Origin of the sequence: Kitasatospora sp. NPDC001547 (genome assembly GCF_042894165.1) — a bacterium.
Lineage (GTDB): Bacteria > Actinomycetota > Actinomycetes > Streptomycetales > Streptomycetaceae > Kitasatospora.
This window is the reverse complement of sequence record NZ_JBIAVL010000005.1, coordinates 26,147-42,093: the sequence shown is the minus strand read 5'-3', so window position 1 is coordinate 42,093 and position 15,947 is coordinate 26,147. Positions and strand designations below refer to the sequence as shown.

15 protein-coding genes and 1 pseudogene are annotated in these 15,947 nt (G+C 74.7%); 3 read left to right on the top strand and 13 right to left on the bottom strand.

Going from position 1 to position 15,947, the window contains the following annotated elements; genetic code table 11:
* Positions 1 to 234: 234 nt before the first annotated feature.
* The 8 genes and pseudogenes from ACFY0X_RS11045 to ACFY0X_RS11010 form a co-directional block, all read right to left on the bottom strand.
* Entirely contained in the window at positions 235 to 849 is a 615-nt protein-coding gene (locus tag ACFY0X_RS11045; protein ID WP_387752023.1) for a bacterial proteasome activator family protein, read from the bottom strand.
* Positions 850 to 1,070: 221 nt separating this feature from the next.
* Complete coding sequence (locus tag ACFY0X_RS11040; protein WP_387752020.1) at positions 1,071 to 1,799, bottom strand: hypothetical protein; 729 nt, start codon at positions 1,797 to 1,799, stop codon at positions 1,071 to 1,073.
* A 175-nt stretch (positions 1,800 to 1,974) separates the two neighbouring features.
* Complete coding sequence (locus ACFY0X_RS11035) at positions 1,975 to 2,952, bottom strand: NAD(P)H-quinone oxidoreductase (RefSeq protein ID WP_387752017.1); 978 nt, start codon at positions 2,950 to 2,952, stop codon at positions 1,975 to 1,977.
* Between the two features lie 42 nt (positions 2,953 to 2,994).
* Complete coding sequence (locus ACFY0X_RS11030) at positions 2,995 to 4,047, bottom strand: potassium channel family protein (protein ID WP_387753164.1); 1,053 nt, start codon at positions 4,045 to 4,047, stop codon at positions 2,995 to 2,997.
* A 5-nt stretch (positions 4,048 to 4,052) separates the two neighbouring features.
* On the bottom strand, positions 4,053 to 5,261 hold the full coding sequence (locus tag ACFY0X_RS11025) for a molybdopterin molybdotransferase MoeA (protein ID WP_387752014.1): 1,209 nt from the start codon (positions 5,259 to 5,261) through the stop codon (positions 4,053 to 4,055).
* Positions 5,258 to 6,200, bottom strand: a pseudogene (locus ACFY0X_RS11020) (NTP transferase domain-containing protein). Before ACFY0X_RS11020 ends, ACFY0X_RS11025 begins: the two are co-directional and overlap by 4 nt.
* 16 nt (positions 6,201 to 6,216) lie before the next feature.
* Complete coding sequence (locus ACFY0X_RS11015) at positions 6,217 to 7,278, bottom strand: MBL fold metallo-hydrolase (protein ID WP_387752011.1); 1,062 nt, start codon at positions 7,276 to 7,278, stop codon at positions 6,217 to 6,219.
* A 109-nt stretch (positions 7,279 to 7,387) separates the two neighbouring features.
* Entirely contained in the window at positions 7,388 to 8,035 is a 648-nt protein-coding gene (locus ACFY0X_RS11010) for an FMN-dependent NADH-azoreductase (RefSeq protein WP_387752008.1), read from the bottom strand.
* Between the two features lie 107 nt (positions 8,036 to 8,142).
* On the opposite strand from ACFY0X_RS11010, the gene ACFY0X_RS11005 reads away from it, so the two are divergent.
* Positions 8,143 to 8,550 (top strand): winged helix-turn-helix transcriptional regulator, encoded by a 408-nt coding sequence (locus ACFY0X_RS11005; protein WP_387752005.1) that lies wholly within the window; start codon positions 8,143 to 8,145, stop codon positions 8,548 to 8,550.
* A 93-nt stretch (positions 8,551 to 8,643) separates the two neighbouring features.
* Here the strand turns inward: ACFY0X_RS11005 and ACFY0X_RS11000 are convergent, their stop codons facing one another.
* Positions 8,644 to 9,411 (bottom strand): polyprenol monophosphomannose synthase, encoded by a 768-nt coding sequence (locus ACFY0X_RS11000; protein ID WP_387752003.1) that lies wholly within the window; start codon positions 9,409 to 9,411, stop codon positions 8,644 to 8,646.
* Between the two features lie 334 nt (positions 9,412 to 9,745).
* On the opposite strand from ACFY0X_RS11000, the gene manA reads away from it, so the two are divergent.
* Complete coding sequence (manA, locus tag ACFY0X_RS10995; protein ID WP_387752000.1) at positions 9,746 to 10,951, top strand: mannose-6-phosphate isomerase, class I; 1,206 nt, start codon at positions 9,746 to 9,748, stop codon at positions 10,949 to 10,951.
* Positions 10,952 to 10,981: 30 nt separating this feature from the next.
* Here the strand turns inward: manA and dnaB are convergent, their stop codons facing one another.
* Positions 10,982 to 12,457 carry a replicative DNA helicase gene (gene dnaB / locus ACFY0X_RS10990; protein ID WP_387753161.1) on the bottom strand — a complete coding sequence of 492 codons (1,476 nt, stop codon included), beginning with the start codon at positions 12,455 to 12,457 and terminating at the stop codon, positions 10,982 to 10,984.
* A 577-nt stretch (positions 12,458 to 13,034) separates the two neighbouring features.
* On the opposite strand from dnaB, the gene ACFY0X_RS10985 reads away from it, so the two are divergent.
* Positions 13,035 to 14,381, top strand: coding sequence for an MATE family efflux transporter (locus ACFY0X_RS10985; protein WP_387751997.1), 1,347 nt, complete (start codon positions 13,035 to 13,037; stop codon positions 14,379 to 14,381).
* Positions 14,382 to 14,534: 153 nt separating this feature from the next.
* Here the strand turns inward: ACFY0X_RS10985 and rplI are convergent, their stop codons facing one another.
* The 3 genes from rplI to ACFY0X_RS10970 form a co-directional block, all read right to left on the bottom strand.
* Positions 14,535 to 14,981, bottom strand: coding sequence for a 50S ribosomal protein L9 (gene rplI / locus ACFY0X_RS10980; protein WP_387751994.1), 447 nt, complete (start codon positions 14,979 to 14,981; stop codon positions 14,535 to 14,537).
* Between the two features lie 17 nt (positions 14,982 to 14,998).
* A complete protein-coding gene (rpsR, locus tag ACFY0X_RS10975) occupies positions 14,999 to 15,235 on the bottom strand; it encodes a 30S ribosomal protein S18 (protein WP_030059640.1) in 237 nt (78 codons plus the stop codon).
* A 79-nt stretch (positions 15,236 to 15,314) separates the two neighbouring features.
* Positions 15,315 to 15,920, bottom strand: a complete 606-nt coding sequence (locus ACFY0X_RS10970) for a single-stranded DNA-binding protein (protein WP_387751991.1) — start codon at positions 15,918 to 15,920, stop codon at positions 15,315 to 15,317.
* Positions 15,921 to 15,947 lie beyond the last annotated feature (27 nt).

Below are 15,947 nucleotides of genomic sequence, written 5' to 3'. Positions count from 1 at the left end.
CCGCTGGCCTGGCGGGCCCCTGCCGCGGCGGTTCCACCGGCCGGCGACAGGGGTCAGGGTATCGGCTCCCGCCGACGGTGATCGGCCCAGGGCCGGGACGGGCCCCGGGCCGGCGGCCCTGCGGACCCGGTGGCCCGGGGCGGGGAGGATCGTCGCGGTACGTCCGGTCCGTCGGCGGTCGGGACGGACCGGACGCCCCTACCGGCGGGTACTGCCAGGTGTGCTCCGGTGCGGCTACAGGTACGGGCCGGAGCGGATGCCGCGGCTCTGGCCCGGCTCGTCCTCGTCCGGCTCACCGCTGTTCAGACCGGGCGGCAGCGCCCGCCGCATCTGCTCCAGCTGGGCCCGCGCCGCCATCTGCTGCGCGAACAGGGCGGTCTGGATGCCGTGGAACAGGCCCTCCAGCCAGCCGACCAGCTGGGCCTGGGCGATCCGCAGCTCGGCCTCGGTCGGGATGGTGTCGTCGGTGAACGGCAGCGACAGCCGCTCCAGCTCGGCGACCAGCTCCGGGGCCAGCCCCAGTTCGAGCTCCTTGATCGAGCTCGCGTGGATGTCCTTCAGGCGGACCCGGCTCGCCTCGTCGAGGGGAGCCGCCCGGACCTCCTCCAGCAGCTGCTTGATCATGCTGCCGATGCGCATGACCTTGGCGGGCTGCTCGACCATCTCGGTCACCGGGAGCTCGCGCGGCATGTCGCCCTCGTCGTCCCCGTCACCGGCCGCGCCGGCGAACCCCTGGCCCACGGGCAGGCCGTCCGGTCCGACGATCAGCACCTTCTGGCCGTCCTGCGACTGCCCGCCGGCGGCCCGGAAGGGCTCCTGCGACGGGCGCTCGTTCATCGGATTCGTCATGAACAACATTCTCTCTCACTGGGGTTGGTCGGGCGGAAGCCCCCGGTCGTCCCGCCGTCCTGCGCCACCCACGACGAAGGTACGCCCCCGGGCGCCGCACGGGTATCCGTACGGATACTCAGTTCCCGCGCCCCGCGCCCCGCGCGCCGGCCGTGGGCGTGCCTGGGCCCCTGCGCGCCGGCCCGACGCCTCGGCCCCTTCGCCTCGGCCCCTGCGCGGTCTCAGCCCTTGCGCAGCCGCAGGCCGACCAGGCCGAGGCCGCAGCCGATCAGGCCCAGGCCGACGCCCAGCGGGAGCTGGGTGGTGGAGGCGTCCCGCCAGCGGGCCGGGAGGATCGCGGGCACCGCGGCGACGGCCGCGACCGGCCGGCCGGCGGCCGTGACGGTGTCCGGCGCGGCCGGGCCCGCGGCGTCGCCGGGGGCACCGGCCTGCGCGCCGTCTCCGTCGCTCTCCGACGGCTCGGCCTCGACGCCCTGCTCCGGGGCCTGCTCCGGCACCTGCTCGGGAGCCTGCTCGACGGACTGCTCCAGCGCCTGCTCCGAGGCCTGCTCCGGCACCTGGTCGGGGGCCTGTTCCACGGCGGCGTCCGGGCGCTCGGGCAGCGAGGCCGGGTGGTGCCGGTGGACCTGCGGGAAGCCGCCGCCCTGGTGCGGACGCGGCACCGGCCGCCAGGGCGGCGCGGCCGCCGGCCTGGCGGCGCCCGGCAGGACGTCGGCGCCGGCACCCGACCAGGCCTTGGACTCCGCCCCCGACGGGGGCGTCCCCGCCGACGAGGGCAGCGCCACCGCCGCCGAGGCGGCGGCCAGCGGGAGCGTGAGCCCCAGCACGGCCGCCGCGAACAGTCGCTGGGCGCGGCCCGGCGATCGGCGGCCCGGGGACGGGCGGGAAGCACGACGGTGGTGCGGCGCGACGGGCAGCGGCCCGAGGGAGACGTGCGGTGATGCGGCCACGGTCGGAGTCCTTCCGACGGCCGACGGCGCCCGGGGGCGGGATCGGCGGCGGGACAGCTCCGGACCAGATTCGCACGCCCCGGCCGTTGCGGCACTTCGGGCGGTTCACGCCCTCCCGCCGTCGCCCACCGCCACCCGACGTCACGCCTCGTCGCCCGCCGCCCGGTCCCCCGGCTCAGGCCCGCAGGACGATCTTCCCGACCTGCTCCCCGCGCTCCAGCGCCCGGTGCGCCTCGGCCACGTCGGCCAGCGGCAGCACCCGGTCCACCACCGGCTTCACCACGCCGGACTCCACCAGCGGCCAGACGTGCTCCCGCACCGCCGCCACGATCGCCGCCTTCTCCGCCAGCGGCCGCCCGCGCAGGTTGGTGGCGATCACCGCCCCGCGCTTGCGCAGCAGCGCGTTGAGGTCGAGCTCGCCCTTCACCCCGCCCTGGAGTCCGATGATCACCAGCCGCCCGTTGACCGCCAGCGCGTCCACGTTCCGCTGGAGGTACTTGGCGCCCATGATGTCGAGGATCACGTCCGCCCCGGCCCCGCCGGTGGCCTCCCGGAGCGCCTCCACGAAGTCCTGCTCGCGGTAGTCGATCAGGATGTCCGCGCCCAGCTCGGCGCACCGCGCCAGCTTCTCCGGGCTGCCCGCGGTGACCGCGACCCGGGCGCCGACCGCCTTGGCCAGCTGGATCGCCATCGTCCCGATCCCGCTCGCGCCGCCGTGCAGCAGCACCGTCTCGCCGGGCCGCAGGTGCGCGGTGAGGAAGACGTTGGACCACACCGTGCAGGCGACCTCGGGCAGCGCCGCGGCCTGCTCGACGGACAGCCCCGCGGGCAACGGCAGCAGCTGCCCGGTCGGCACCGCGACCCGCTGCGCGTAGCCGCCGCCGGCCAGCAGCGCGCACACCTCGTCGCCGACCGCCCAGCCGGCCACCCCGGGCCCGAGCGCGACGATCCGCCCGGCGCACTCCAGCCCCGGGTAGGGCGAGGCGCCGGGCGGCGGGTTGTAGAAGCCCTGCCGCTGGAGCAGGTCGGCACGGTTGACGGCGGTGGCCGCCACCTCGACCAGGACCTCGCCCTCCGCGGGCACCGGGTCGGGCACCTCGGCCCAGACCAGTGCCTCGGGACCGCCGGGTACGGGAATCGTCATCGCATGCATGCCCCGAACCTACTGCGGGCCGGGGCGGTTGCGCGGCGCGGCTCAGCCGGTCGGCGCGACTCCGCTGGACCTGATGACGATCACCCGGTCGGTGAGCTGGAGCACGGCGGCCTCCGGCTCGGTGTAGTTGAGCACCCGTCGGCCGCGCACCACCGCGACCACCAGCTCCTCACACTCGCGCGGGCTGTGCCCGGCCTCGGCCCGGGTGACCGGGCGCTCCACCACGTCCAGCCCGTTGCCGTACGTCAGCAGGTCCTCCATCACCGCCCCGGCGTGCGGGCTGAGCATCGACAGCCCGAGCAGCCGCCCGGCCGAACTGGAGCTGGTCACCACGACGTCGGCGCCGCTCTGCCGCAGCAGCGGCGCGTTCTCGTCCTCCCGGACGGCGGCCACCACGGTGGCGGCCTTGTTCAGCTGGCGGGCCGTCAGTGTGATCAGTACGGCGGTGTCGTCCCGCTCCGGCGCGACCACCACCCGCGCGGCGGTGGGCAGTGCGGCGCGCACCAGGGTGTCGGTGCGGGTGGCGTCGCCGACCACCCCGACCAGGCCGTGCTGGGCGGCCTGGTCGATCACCTTGCGCTGCGGGTCGACGACGACGATCTCCTCCTTCTTCACCCCCTGCCCGAGCAGGGTGTCGACGGCGCTGCGGCCCTTCGTCCCGTAGCCGATGACGACGGTGTGCTCGCGCACGGTGGACCTCCAGCGGTTCAACCGCCATTGCAGGCGGGTCCGTTCGGTGAGCACCTCCAGCGTGGTGCCGACCAGGATGATCAGGAACAGCACCCGCAGCGGGGTGATCACGAGGATGTTGGTGAGCCGGGCGCTGTCGCTGAACGGGGTGATGTCGCCGTACCCGGTGGTGGAGAGCGTCACGGTGGCGTAGTACGCCGCGTCCAGGAAGCTGAGCCCGCCGCCCGCGTTGTCGTTGTAACCCGCCCGGTCGACGTAGACGATGAACGTGGTGGCGACCAGGACGGCGAGCGCCAGCAGCAGCCGGGAGCCGACCTGCCGGACGGCGGGCGCGGCCCGTCGGGCGGGCAGCACGACCCCGGCGTCCGCCCACGGCTCGGTGCCTGGCGCCGGATTGCGTCGGATCCGGTTCACGGCACCTCCAGGAGTTCGACCGGCTCCCCCGCCGCCGCCCCGCCGGGCGGCACCACGGCCAGCGCCTCGGCCCGGGCGAGCCCGCGCAGCATCGCCGGTCCGTCGAAGGCCAGCGGCAGCACGCCCCCGGCGGTCCGCCGAACCGGCTGGAGCCGGGTGTCCGTGCCGTGTCCGGGCAGGGCGGCCGCGGCGGGGGCGAGCGCGGGGGCGCCGACGGTCCGCCCGCTGCGCGCGTGGAGCAGCGGCAGCGCCAGGGTGACCATCCCGGCGACGGCCGCCAGCGGGTTGCCCGGCAGGCCCACCAGGTGGCGGCCGCCGGGGAGTTCGGCCAGCAGCATCGGGTGCCCGGGCCGGACGGCGACACCGTCCACCAGCAGCCGGGCACCGGTCTCGGCGAGCGCCCGGTGCAGGAAGTCGACCGGTCCGGCGGCCGTTCCGCCGGTGGTGACCACGAGATCGGCGGTGGAGTGCCGCAGTGCGTCCCGGAGCAGCCCGAAGTCGTCCCGGACGTACCCGGCTTCGGCCGGATCGGCGCCGGCGGCCCGCAGCCAGGGCGGCAGCAGCGGCCCCAGCGCGTCCCGGACCAGGCCCGGCCCGGGCACCCCGGCGGTGAGCAACTCGTCGCCCAGCACCAGCAGCTGGACCTCGGGACGGCGGTGGACCGGCAGCCGGTCGTGGCCGCAGGCGGCGGCCAGGCCGAGCACGGCCGGCCCCACCGGCGTACCGGACGGCAGCAACTCCTCGCCCCGGCGGCACTCCTGGCCGCGCGGGCGGACGTCCTGGCCGGTGGTCAGCGGCTGCGGCCCGCAGTCGTGCAGCAGCGCGCCGTCCGTCCGCCCGTGCTCACGGCGCAGGACGGCGGTGGCACCGGACGGCAGTTGGGCGCCGGTGGCGATCTCCACGGCGGTGCCGTCGGCCAGCGGCGCCGGCGCCGTCCGTCCGGCCAGCACCCGGCCGGCCACCCGCCACGGGCCGGGGCCGGCGACCGCCCAGCCGTCCATCGCGGAGGTGTCGAAGGCGGGCAGGTCGGTGAGCGCGCCGAGCGGCTCGGCGAGGGTGCGGCCGAGCGCCTCGGCCAGCGGGACGGGGACCCCGGGCAGCGGGCGCGCCCCGGCCCGGCGCGCGGTCTCGCGGGCCCGGGACCAGCTCAGCACGCCGGGACCGGTGGACGGTGCGGCCACGACGGTCTGTCCGACCGCACTCACGACTCGCCCGGCCGGGCGGCGGCGCCCCAGCCCTCGACGAGGGCCTCGGCCCGCCGGGCCGCCTCCGCGACGGCCTCCGCCCCGCCGCCCCGCTGGGCGGCCGCGTAGCCGATCAGGAAGGCGGTCAGCGGCGCGGCCGGCCGGTCCACCCCGTGCGCGACCACCCGGGCCGTGTCGAGCAGACCACGGACGTCGACGTCCAGGTCGATGCCCAGGTCGGCCTTGACCTCGGCGATCCAGTCATCCAGCGTGCGCTCCATGCGCCCATGCTGCCCGATCGGCGGTTTCCCCGGGGTGTTCGCCCCGTGTGCGGGGCGCGTCGTTTCGCTCACACCCAGGTGACGGCAGCGGTGAGGTTCAGGCCCGGTCGCGCTCGCGGGCCCGCTCCAGGTCCTCCCAGGTGTCGCAGTCGTGGGCGACGTCGTCGGTGTCGGCCACCCGCAGCCGGGTCAGCCCGCCGACCAGACGGCGCAGCGGCCGGCCGGCCGGGTCGCCGAGGGCGGCCAGCGCGGCGCGCAGCGGGGCGGTGCGGTAGGCGGCGGCGAGCGGCTGCTCGCGCCCGCCCGCGTCGACCAGTACGGCGGCGTCCGCCCGCGCCCCGGCCCGGTCGAGGGCGGTGACCAGCCGTTCCACCGTCCGCCGGTCCAGGAAGGGCAGGTCGGCGGCGAGCAGCAGCACGGTGTCCGCGGTGACCAGGTCGAGCCCGGCCGCGACGGCGGCCACCGGTCCGCCGCCGGGCGGCTGCTCCCTGGTCCAGCGGACGCCGCCGTGCGCGGTCGGCCGGGCCGGGCCGACCACGACGGCGGTGCGGGCGCCCGCGCAGGCGGCGAGCACCCGGTCGAGCAGGGTGGTCTCGCCCACCGTCAGGCCGGGTTTGTCGGCGCCGCCGAGGCGCCGGGCGGCCCCGCCCGCCGGGACGATCACGTCGTACGGCGTCATACGGCCAGTATCCGGCCTACTCCGGCGCGCTCCCGCCGTTCTCCGCGGGCTCCGGGCCGTCCTCGGCAGGCTCCGGCCCGTTCTCCGCGGGGCCCCGCCCGTTCCCGGCGGGCTCCGGCCCGTCCTCGACCGCCGCGTCGGGCCGGGCCGCGCGGGCGGTGTTGGCTTCCGCGCCCAGTGCCAGGAAGGACGGCAGGGTCAGCTCCCCGTACCGCTCGTTCATCGCCGTGACCAGCGCCTCCGGGTCGTCCGGGTGCGCGGCCAGCAGCCGGTCGAAGTCCTGGAGGTACTCGCCGGTAAAGGCCAGCACCCGGGCCGCGTCGTCGCCCTGGCCCGGGGCCCGGTGCCCGGCGATCACCCGCTCCACGCCGAGGTCGGCGATCCGGCCGAGGTTGTGCCCCCAGGTGACGCGCTGGGCCGGGGTGGTGTCGGCGGTCCAGACGTGGGTGCCGTTGTGGACGAAGTCCCCGGCGATCACGGTGCGCACGCTCGGCACGTGGACGACCGTGGAGTCCCCGCAGTCGGCCTGGCCGAGCAGCAGCACGGGGATCACCTGGCGGTCCAGCATCAGCGGCTGGGGCAGCAGCGGGGAGGGGACCAGCGGGTGGTCCGGGATGTCGTCGCCGTACACCGGCTTCCACTGGGCGACCTTGGCGGCGACGGTGCGCCGGATGCCCTCGACCACGGCCGGGGCGGCCAGCAGCTGCGCGTCCGGGAAGAGCCGCAGCACCTCCTCGGCCCCGAAATAGTGGTCCGGGTGCTGGTGGGTGACCACGACGGCGAGCAGCCGTCTGCCCTTGCCCGCGACCCACTCGGCCAGCTCGCGCCCGGCACTGCGGGTCAGCTGGGCGTCCACCAGGATCGCGGTCCGCTCGCCGAGGATCAGCGTGGAGGTGGCGAAGAAGGCCGACTCGGGGCCGGTGAAGACGGCGACCTCCAGCGGCCGGGCCGGCTGCCCGGGCTCCGGCGGCTCGGCGCCCGCGCCCGGCCCGGGGGCCTCGCCGGGCCCGCCGGGGACGGCCGGCCCGGCCTGGGCACGCTCCGCGCCGGCGCTCTCCTCGGACGGGGACGTCGTCACGGGCTGCTCCCTCTGGTCGGCGGTCGGATTCCCTGCGCCCTACAGCATGGGAGCACCGGCGGCCGAATGCGCGGAAGGCGCGCCCGGCGGGGCACGCCTCCGGCGCACGTCACACCGCGGCTCGGACGGCCAGTTCCTTGGCCCGGCGGGCGGCCTCCTCCAGCGCCCGGGCCTTGGACTCGGCGGCGTTCGGGACGAACTCGGCCATCGCCGGGACGACGCTCGCCAGGGTGAACTCCGGGACGATGAAGTCGACCTCCAGCCCCAGCATGCCGGTCAGCACCTTCTCCAGGTAGGTGGTGACGAACTCGTACGGCTCGCGCGGGGCGCCGGGCGCGTACGAGCCGCCGCGCGAGGCGACCACGGTGACCGGGGTGCCCTTGGCGGACGGCGTCTCGCCGGCGGTGCGGCCCATCAGGATCACCTGGTCCAGCCAGGCCTTGAGGCTCGACGGGATCGTGAAGTTGTACATCGGGCTGCCGATCAGCACGGCGTCGGCCCGCTCCAGCTCGGCCATCAGCTCCTCGCGCAGCGCGTAGGCGGCGGCCTGCTCGGCGCTGTGGGTCTCGGCGGGGGCGAATCCGGCGCTGATGCCGTGCGCGTCCAGGTGCGGGACCGGGTCGAGGGCGAGGTCCCGGTAGATCACCGTGCCGTCGGGGTGCTCGGCCTGCCAGGCGGCGCGGAAGGCGGCGGTGACCTCGCGGGAGACGGAGCCGTCGTGGACCGCGGAGGAGTCGAGGTGCAGGAGAGTGGGCATGGCAGGGCCTCCAAGGGATTAGTAGCTGCCTATTTCGCTGCAACTGCGAATACCGTAGCAGCTTACTTTTCTGCAGTCACTAGGGATCGGTCGAGTAGGCTTGTCCCATGGCCGAGCACGAGGCAGTGACCGACGGAGTTCCGATCGCCACCGACTCCTGCGCCGCGGCGGACCCGGGCCCCTGCGGGAACATCGACCTGGCCCTCAACCGGGTGTTCACCCTGCTCGGCAAGCGCTGGACCGGCATGCTGCTGGGCGTGCTCAACACCGGCGGCCCCGCGTACTTCTCCGAGCTGCGCCGCACCGTCCCGGGCATCAGCGAGCGGATGCTCTCCGACCGGCTGACCGAGCTGGCCGAGGCCGGGCTGGTCGTCCGCGAGGTCGACGCCGGCCCGCCGCTGCGGGTCAGCTACCGGCTCACCGAGGGCGGCGCCGCGCTCCGGCCCGCGCTCACCGAACTGGCCGTCTGGGCCGACCGCTACCTGCCGGAGGCCGCGCTGAGGAACGGCTGCTGAGCCGCCCGCGGCCTCCGGACTTCCGGACATGCGAAAGGGCCCGTCCGCCGGTTCCGGCGGACGGGCCCTTTCGGCCGACAGGAGTTCGGACGGTCAGCGCTTGGCGGCGCCCCCGCGCAGCCGGGCCAGCCGGTCGGTGACGCCCCAGGTGGTCACCCGCCACAGCGCCTCGACCACGATGCCGCGGTTCATCTTGGACGCCCCCAGCTCGCGCTCGACGAAGGTGATCGGCACCTCGGCGACCTTGAACCCGGCCTTCACCGTGCGCCAGGCCAGGTCGACCTGGAAGCAGTACCCGGCCGAGGCGACCTCGTCCATGCCCAGGCCCAGCAGGGTCTCCTTGCGGAACGCCCGGTAGCCGCCGGTGACGTCCCGGATCGGCACGCCCAGCATCAGCCGCGAGTAGGTCGAGCCGCCGCGGGAGAGCAGCAGCCGCGACTTCGGCCAGTTCACCACCCGGCCGCCCGGCACCCAGCGCGAGCCCAGCACCAGGTCGGCGCCGCGCAGCGCGCCCAGCAGCCGGTCCAGCTCCTCGGGCTGGTGCGAGCCGTCCGCGTCCATCTCGACCAGGACGTCGTAGCCGTGGTCGATGCCCCAGCGGAAGCCCGCGAGGTAGGCGGCGCCCAGGCCCTCCTTGCCCTTGCGGTGCATGACGTGGACGTGCTCGTCCGCGACGGCCAGCTTGTCGGCCAGCTCGCCGGTGCCGTCGGGGCTGTTGTCGTCGGCGACCAGCACGTGCGCCTCGGGCACGGCGGCACGCACCCGGCCGACGATCCGCTCGACGTTCTCCGCCTCGTTGTAGGTCGGGATGATCACCAGGACCTTGCCGAGATCAGCAAAACTCTGCTGGTTGACGGTCACGTGCAAACCTCTCGGCCGATGGCGGGGGGTCTCGGAACACCGGCGCCCGCACTCTGGAACGCGGCTCCGCCGGCAGCCCGCCGGGGAGGACCTCGGTGGCGAACTGCGCGCAGGGCGGAGGCTACTGCGTCCTGGCATCCTACTACCGCGCCGGGAACCACCGGTCCGGCCGTGGCACTCCCACCCGATGACCACCGTTTCCCCCTGGGTGACGCCGTTCGGCTAGGGTCGTTTCCCTTGCCCGTGCCCGGGCCGCCCGCACCGCCGGGCCCCCGGCGATCCGGACTCGGGACGTCCGGGGCCGCCCAGACTGCGAAGGAGTAGGACCGCGCGCATGGACAGGCTCGTCAACACCGTCCGCCCGTACGCCTGGGGGTCGCTCACCGCCCTGCCCGAGCTGCTCGGGCAGCAGCCGACCGGGGAGCCGCAGGCCGAGCTGTGGATGGGCGCCCACCCCGGCGCCCCGTCGCGCGCCGACCGCGGCGGGGGCCCGCGCCGACTGGACGAGCTGATCGCGGCCGACCCCGAGGGCGAACTGGGCGCCGCGAGCGTGGCCAGGTTCGGCCCGACCCTGCCGTTCCTCTTCAAGGTCCTGGCCGCGGGCATCCCACTGTCCATCCAGGCCCACCCCACGCTGGACCAGGCCCGGGCCGGCTTCGCCGCCGAGAACGCCCTCGGCATCCCCCTGGACGCCCCCGAGCGCAGCTACCGGGACGCCAACCACAAGCCCGAAATGATCTGCGCGCTGGGCGACTTCGAAGGCCTGTGCGGCTTCCGCCCGCCCGCCGGGGCGGCCCGGCTGCTGGCCGGACTCGCGGTGCCCGGGCTCGCCCCGGTGATCGAGCGGCTGGCCGCCGGCGGGGGCACCTCCCGGCCGGAGGACGGGGGGGAGTCCGCGGCGCTGCGCGGCGCCCTGACCGCCGCCCTCGCCCTGGACGGGGAGACCGTCCGGCGGACCGTCGAGGCGCTGGCGGCGACCGACCCCGACGGGGAGTACGGCCCGTACGCCCGGATCGCCGAGGACTTCCCGGACGACCGCGGCGTGATCGCCGGCATGCTGCTCCACCACGTCCGGCTGCGTGCCGGCCAGGCGCTCTACCTGGGCGCCGGGGTGCCGCACGCCTACCTGTCCGGCGCCTGCGTCGAGCTCCAGGCCAACTCCGACAACGTGCTGCGGGCCGGTCTCACCCCGAAGCACATCGACGTGCCGGAGCTGCTGAAGGTCGTGGTCTTCGCGGCCGGCGCCCCCGAGGTGCTGGAGCCGGTCCCGGTCCGGGACACCCCGGGCGAGGAGCTCTACCCCGTCCCGATCGACGAGTTCCGGCTCTCCCGCTTCGTGCTGGACGGCACCGGGCGCGAGATCGACGGCCGCACCCCGCAGATCCTGCTCTGCACCGAGGGCACGGCCCGGCTGACCGCCGCCGACGGCACCGTCCTGGACCTGGCCCGCGGCCAGTCCGCCTTCCTCCCCGCCACGGGCACCCCGACCCGCCTCTCCGGCAGCGGCGGCACGCTCTTCCGCGCCACCGTCACCGTCTGACGCCCCCGGCGGGGACGTCAGGGCCGGGCCTCAGTCCCGGGTCATGTCGACGAAGCGCGAGTAGTGGCCCTGGAACGCCACCGTGATGGTCGCGGTCGGGCCGTTACGGTGCTTGGCGACGATCAGGTCGGCCTCGCCCGCGCGCGGGGACTCCTTCTCGTAGGCGTCCTCGCGGTGCAGCAGGATGACCATGTCGGCGTCCTGCTCGATCGAGCCGGACTCGCGGAGGTCGGAGACCATCGGCCGCTTGTCGGTGCGCTGCTCGGGACCACGGTTCAGCTGGGAGAGCGCGATGACCGGGACCTCCAGCTCCTTGGCCAGCAGCTTGAGGTTACGGGACATGTCCGAGACCTCCTGCTGGCGGTTCTCGGCCCGCCGGGAGCCGCCGGACTGCATCAGCTGGAGGTAGTCGATGACGATCAGCTTGATGTCGTTGCGCTGCTTCAGCCGGCGGCACTTGGCGCGGATCTCCATCATCGACAGGTTCGGCGAGTCGTCGATGAACAGCGGCGCCTCGCTGACGTCGGGCATCCGGCGGGCGACCCGGGTCCAGTCGTCGTCCGTCATGTTCCCGGAGCGCATGTGGTGCAGCGCGACCCGGGCCTCGGCGGAGAGCAGGCGCATGGCGATCTCGTTGCGGCCCATTTCGAGCGAGAAGATCACGCTCGGCAGCTTGTGGTGGATCGAGCAGGCCCGCGCGAAGTCCAGCGCGAGGGTGGACTTGCCCATCGCGGGGCGGGCCGCGATGACGATCATCTGGCCGGGGTGCAGCCCGTTGGTGAGCTGGTCGAAGTCGGCGAAGCCGGTCGGCACGCCGGACATCTGGCCCTGCCGGGAGCCGATCGCCTCGATCTCGTCGAGGGCGCCCTCCATGATGTCGGCGAGCGGCGCGTAGTCCTCGTTGGTGCGCTGCTCGGTGACGGCGTAGATCTCCGCCTGGGCCGCGTTGACGATCTCGTCCACGTCGCCCTCGGCCGCGTAGCCCATGCCGGCGATTCGGGTGCCCGCCTCGACCAGCCGGCGCAGCACCGCGCGCTCGTGGACGATCTGGGCGTAGTACTCGGCGTTGGCCGCGGTCGGGACGGAGTTGACCAGGGTGTGCAGGTAGGAGGCGCCGCCGACCCGCTGGAGCTCGCCGCGCTTGGTCAGCTCACCGGCCACGGTGATCGGGTCGGCCGGCTCGCCGCGGGCGTAGAGGTCGAGGATCGCGCCGTGCACCATCTCGTGCGCGGGCCGGTAGTAGTCGGCCGGCTTGAGCACCTCGACCACGTCGGCGATGGCGTCCTTGGACAGCAGCATGCCGCCGAGGACGGACTTCTCGGCGTCCAGGTCCTGCGGCGGGACGCGCTCGAAGCCGTCCACGCCGCCCCCGCCGTCGCCCTCGCCCCGGCGCGGCCAGCCGCCCTCCGGCCGGCCGCCCTTGCCGCCCTTCTGGAAGCCGTCCTTCTGGAAGCCGTCGCGGCCACCGCCCTGGCGCCCCTCGCCGCGGGCGCGCGAGACCGGCAGCCGGTCGCCGGGGCCGTCCGGGAAGGGCGCGTCGTCGAAGGCGCCGGCCGGGAACGGGTCCTCGGCGTGCTGCCAGTCCTCCTCCGGCGGCGGGGCGTCGTGGTCGTCGTACTGGGGGCCGGTCACGCGTGTTCCCCGATCAGCGAGTGGTGCGAAGTTGGAGCGGGCTTGCCGGTGGCTGGATGGAGCGGATCCGCTCCTCTTTGTACGCCACAGCTCCGACAAATCGGACGCCGGGGCGGCGGGAATGTCGGGCGGAGGGCCCACGCTAAGGCGCCGGACGCCGTTGCGCCAAGGCGGTTATCCACAGGGGGTGTGGATGAAGCGCCCCGTCCTGTGGAGAACTGCCGCAAAGCTGTGGACACCCCTGTGGACGCTCCTGTGGATAACCGGACGATCGATCCACCGTCAACCGGTTGACCTGGGATTACCTCTTCCCGGGCCTGTGCATGAGAAATTCTTCACACACCTCCGAACGGCTGTGGGCACAGAGCGGGCGAACAGCGACGCTCAAGATTTCGAGTAATAGGCAAAGGCCACTTACGTCCATTACCTGTGGATGAGTAGCCTGGACCCCATGACCGCCTCGCCCCCGACCCCGGCCCCGGTGCCCCCTCGACGCCGGCACGACCGGGAGATCCTCGCCCTGGCCGTCCCGGCCTTCGGCGCGCTCGTCGCCGAACCGCTCTTCCTGATGGCCGACTCGGCGATCGTCGGCCACCTCGGCACCCCCCAGCTGGCCGGGGTGGGCGTCGCCTCCGCGGCGCTCTCCACCGCGACCGGCGTGTTCGTCTTCCTCGCCTACGCCACCACCGCGGCGGTCGCCCGCCGGATCGGCGCCGGGGACCGCCGGGGCGCCGTGCAGCAGGGCATCGACGGCATCTGGCTCGCCCTGGGCCTGGCCGTCCCGGTGGTCCTGCTCACCCTGCTGCTGGCGCCCTGGGCGGCCGACGCGCTGGGCGCCTCGGCGACCGCCGCGCCGCACGCGGTGACGTACCTGCGGATCAGCTCCCTGGGCATCCCGGCGATGCTCATGGTGCTGGCCGCCACCGGGGTGCTGCGCGGCCTCCAGGACACCCGGACGCCGCTGGTGGTGGCCGTCGCGGGCTTCGCCGCCAACATCGGCCTGAACGCCGGCCTGGTGTACGGCGCCGGGCTCGGGGTGGCCGGCTCGGCCTGGGGCACCGTGCTCGCGCAGAACGGGATGGCCGCCGCCTACCTGGTCGTGGTGGTCCGCGGCGCCCGCCGGGAACACGCCTCGCTGCGGCCGGACGCGGCGGGCATCCGGGCCGGCGCCAGGGCCGGCGGCCCGCTGCTGGTCCGGACGATCAGCCTGCGCGCGGTGCTGATGACCGCCACCGCGGTGGCCGCCCGGCTCGGCGACGACCAGGTGGCCGCCCACCAGATCACCATGGCGGTGTTCAACTTCCTGGCCTTCGCGCTGGACGCCATCGCGATCGCCGGCCAGGCCATCATCGGCCGCTACCTGGGCGCCTCGGACGCGCCCGGCGCCCGGGCCGCCACCCGGCGGATGGTCGAGTGGGGCATCGTCTCCGGGCTGGTGCTCGGCCTGCTGGTGGTGGTCGCCCGCCCGCTGTACGTCCCGCTGTTCACGCCCGATCCGGCCGTCCGGGCCCAGCTGGGCACCGCCCTGCTGCTGCTCGCGCTCACCCAGCCGGTGGCCGGGCTCGTCTTCGTGCTGGACGGCGTGCTGATGGGCGCCGGGGACGGCCCCTACCTGGCCTGGGCCGGGCTGGCGACCCTGGCGGTGTTCGTCCCGGTGGCGCTGGCGGTGCCGGCCACCGGCGCCGGTCTGGCCGGGCTGTGGTGGGCGATGAACCTGTTCATGCTGGTGCGGGCCGGCTTCCTGGCCTGGCGCGCCCGCGGCGGCAAGTGGCTGGTCACCGGAGCGGTGCGCGGCTGAAACGTTTCCGGGCCGGTCCGGAAGGGACCGGCCCGGAGGTCGCCGGCTCGGGACGCGCCGATCAGACAACGCCCGGCGCGGGAACGCCCGGCGCGGAAAAGACCGAGGGCCGGACTCCCGGAGGAGTCCGGCCCTCGGGCCGTGCTACGGAACTCAGGCAGCCACGACGGCGACGTCGAGCTTGGCCACGACGTCCGAGTGCAGCTTGACCGAGACCTTGTGGGAGCCCACGGTCTTGATCGGCGAGGCGATCGCGACGGCGCGCTTGTCCACCGCCGGGCCGCCGGCGGCCTTGATGGCCTCGACGACGTCGGCCTGGGTCACCGAGCCGAACAGACGGCCGGCCTCGCCCGAGCGGACGGCCAGCTTGACCTGGACGCCCTCGAGCTGACCCTTGACCTCGTTGGCGGCCTCGAGGGTCTGGATCTCGTGGATCTTGCGGGCGCGACGGATGGCGTCGACGTCCTTCTGACCGCCCTTGGTCCAGCGGATGGCGTAGCCACGCGGGACCAGGTAGTTGCGGGCGTAGCCGTCCTTGACCTCGACGACCTCGCCGGCGGAGCCGAGACCCGGCACCTCGTGCGTGAGGATGATCTTCATTACTTGGTCACCCTCTCTTAGCGCGCGGTGCTGGTGTAGGGCAGCAGCGCCATCTCACGGCTGTTCTTCACGGCCGTGGCGACGTCGCGCTGGTGCTGGGTGCAGTTGCCGGTCACCCGACGGGCACGGATCTTGCCGCGGTCGGAGATGTACTTCCGCAGCAGGTTCGTGTCCTTGTAGTCAACGTAGTTGACCTTGTCCTTGCAGAAGACGCAAACCTTCTTCTTCGGCTTGCGAGCAGGCGGCTTCGCCATTGTGTGCTCCATTTGGGGTTCACGGCCCGGCGGGCGTCCGGAGACGCCGGCCGCCGGGCCGCACGAAATCTGTCAGCTCTTAGAACGGGGGCTCTTCCGAGTAGCCGCTGCCACCGGACGGGGCACCCCAGCCGCCGCCCTGGTTTCCACCGGACGGGGCGCTGGAGGCCCAGGGGTCGTCGGAGGGGCCGGACTGGCCGCCACCGGAGTTTCCACCCCAGTTGCCGCCGCCCTGCTGGCCGCCACCGCCGCCGCCCCAGCCGGCACCGCCCTGGCCGCCGCCCTGCTGGCCGCCGAACCCGCCACCGGGGCCGCCGGACCGGTTGGCCCGGGTGACCTTGGCGGTCGCCGAGCGCAGGCTCGGGCCGACCTCGTCGACCTCGACCTCGAAGACCGTCCGCTTCTCGCCTTCCTTGGTCTCGTAAGACCGCTGGCGCAGTCGGCCCTGCACGATGACGCGCATGCCGCGCTGCAGCGACTCGGCCACGTTCTCCGCCGGCTGCCGCCAGACGTTGCACGTGAGGAAGAGGCTCTCGCCGTCCTTCCACTCGTTCGTCTGACGGTCGAAGGTGCGGGGGGTGGACGCGATGCGGAACTTCGCGACCGCCGCACCCGACGGGGTGAAGCGCAGCTCGGGGTCGTCGACGAGATTGCCGACGAGGGTGATGACGGTCTCGCCTGCCATGGTGGTGATGACCTCTCGGGAAGATGT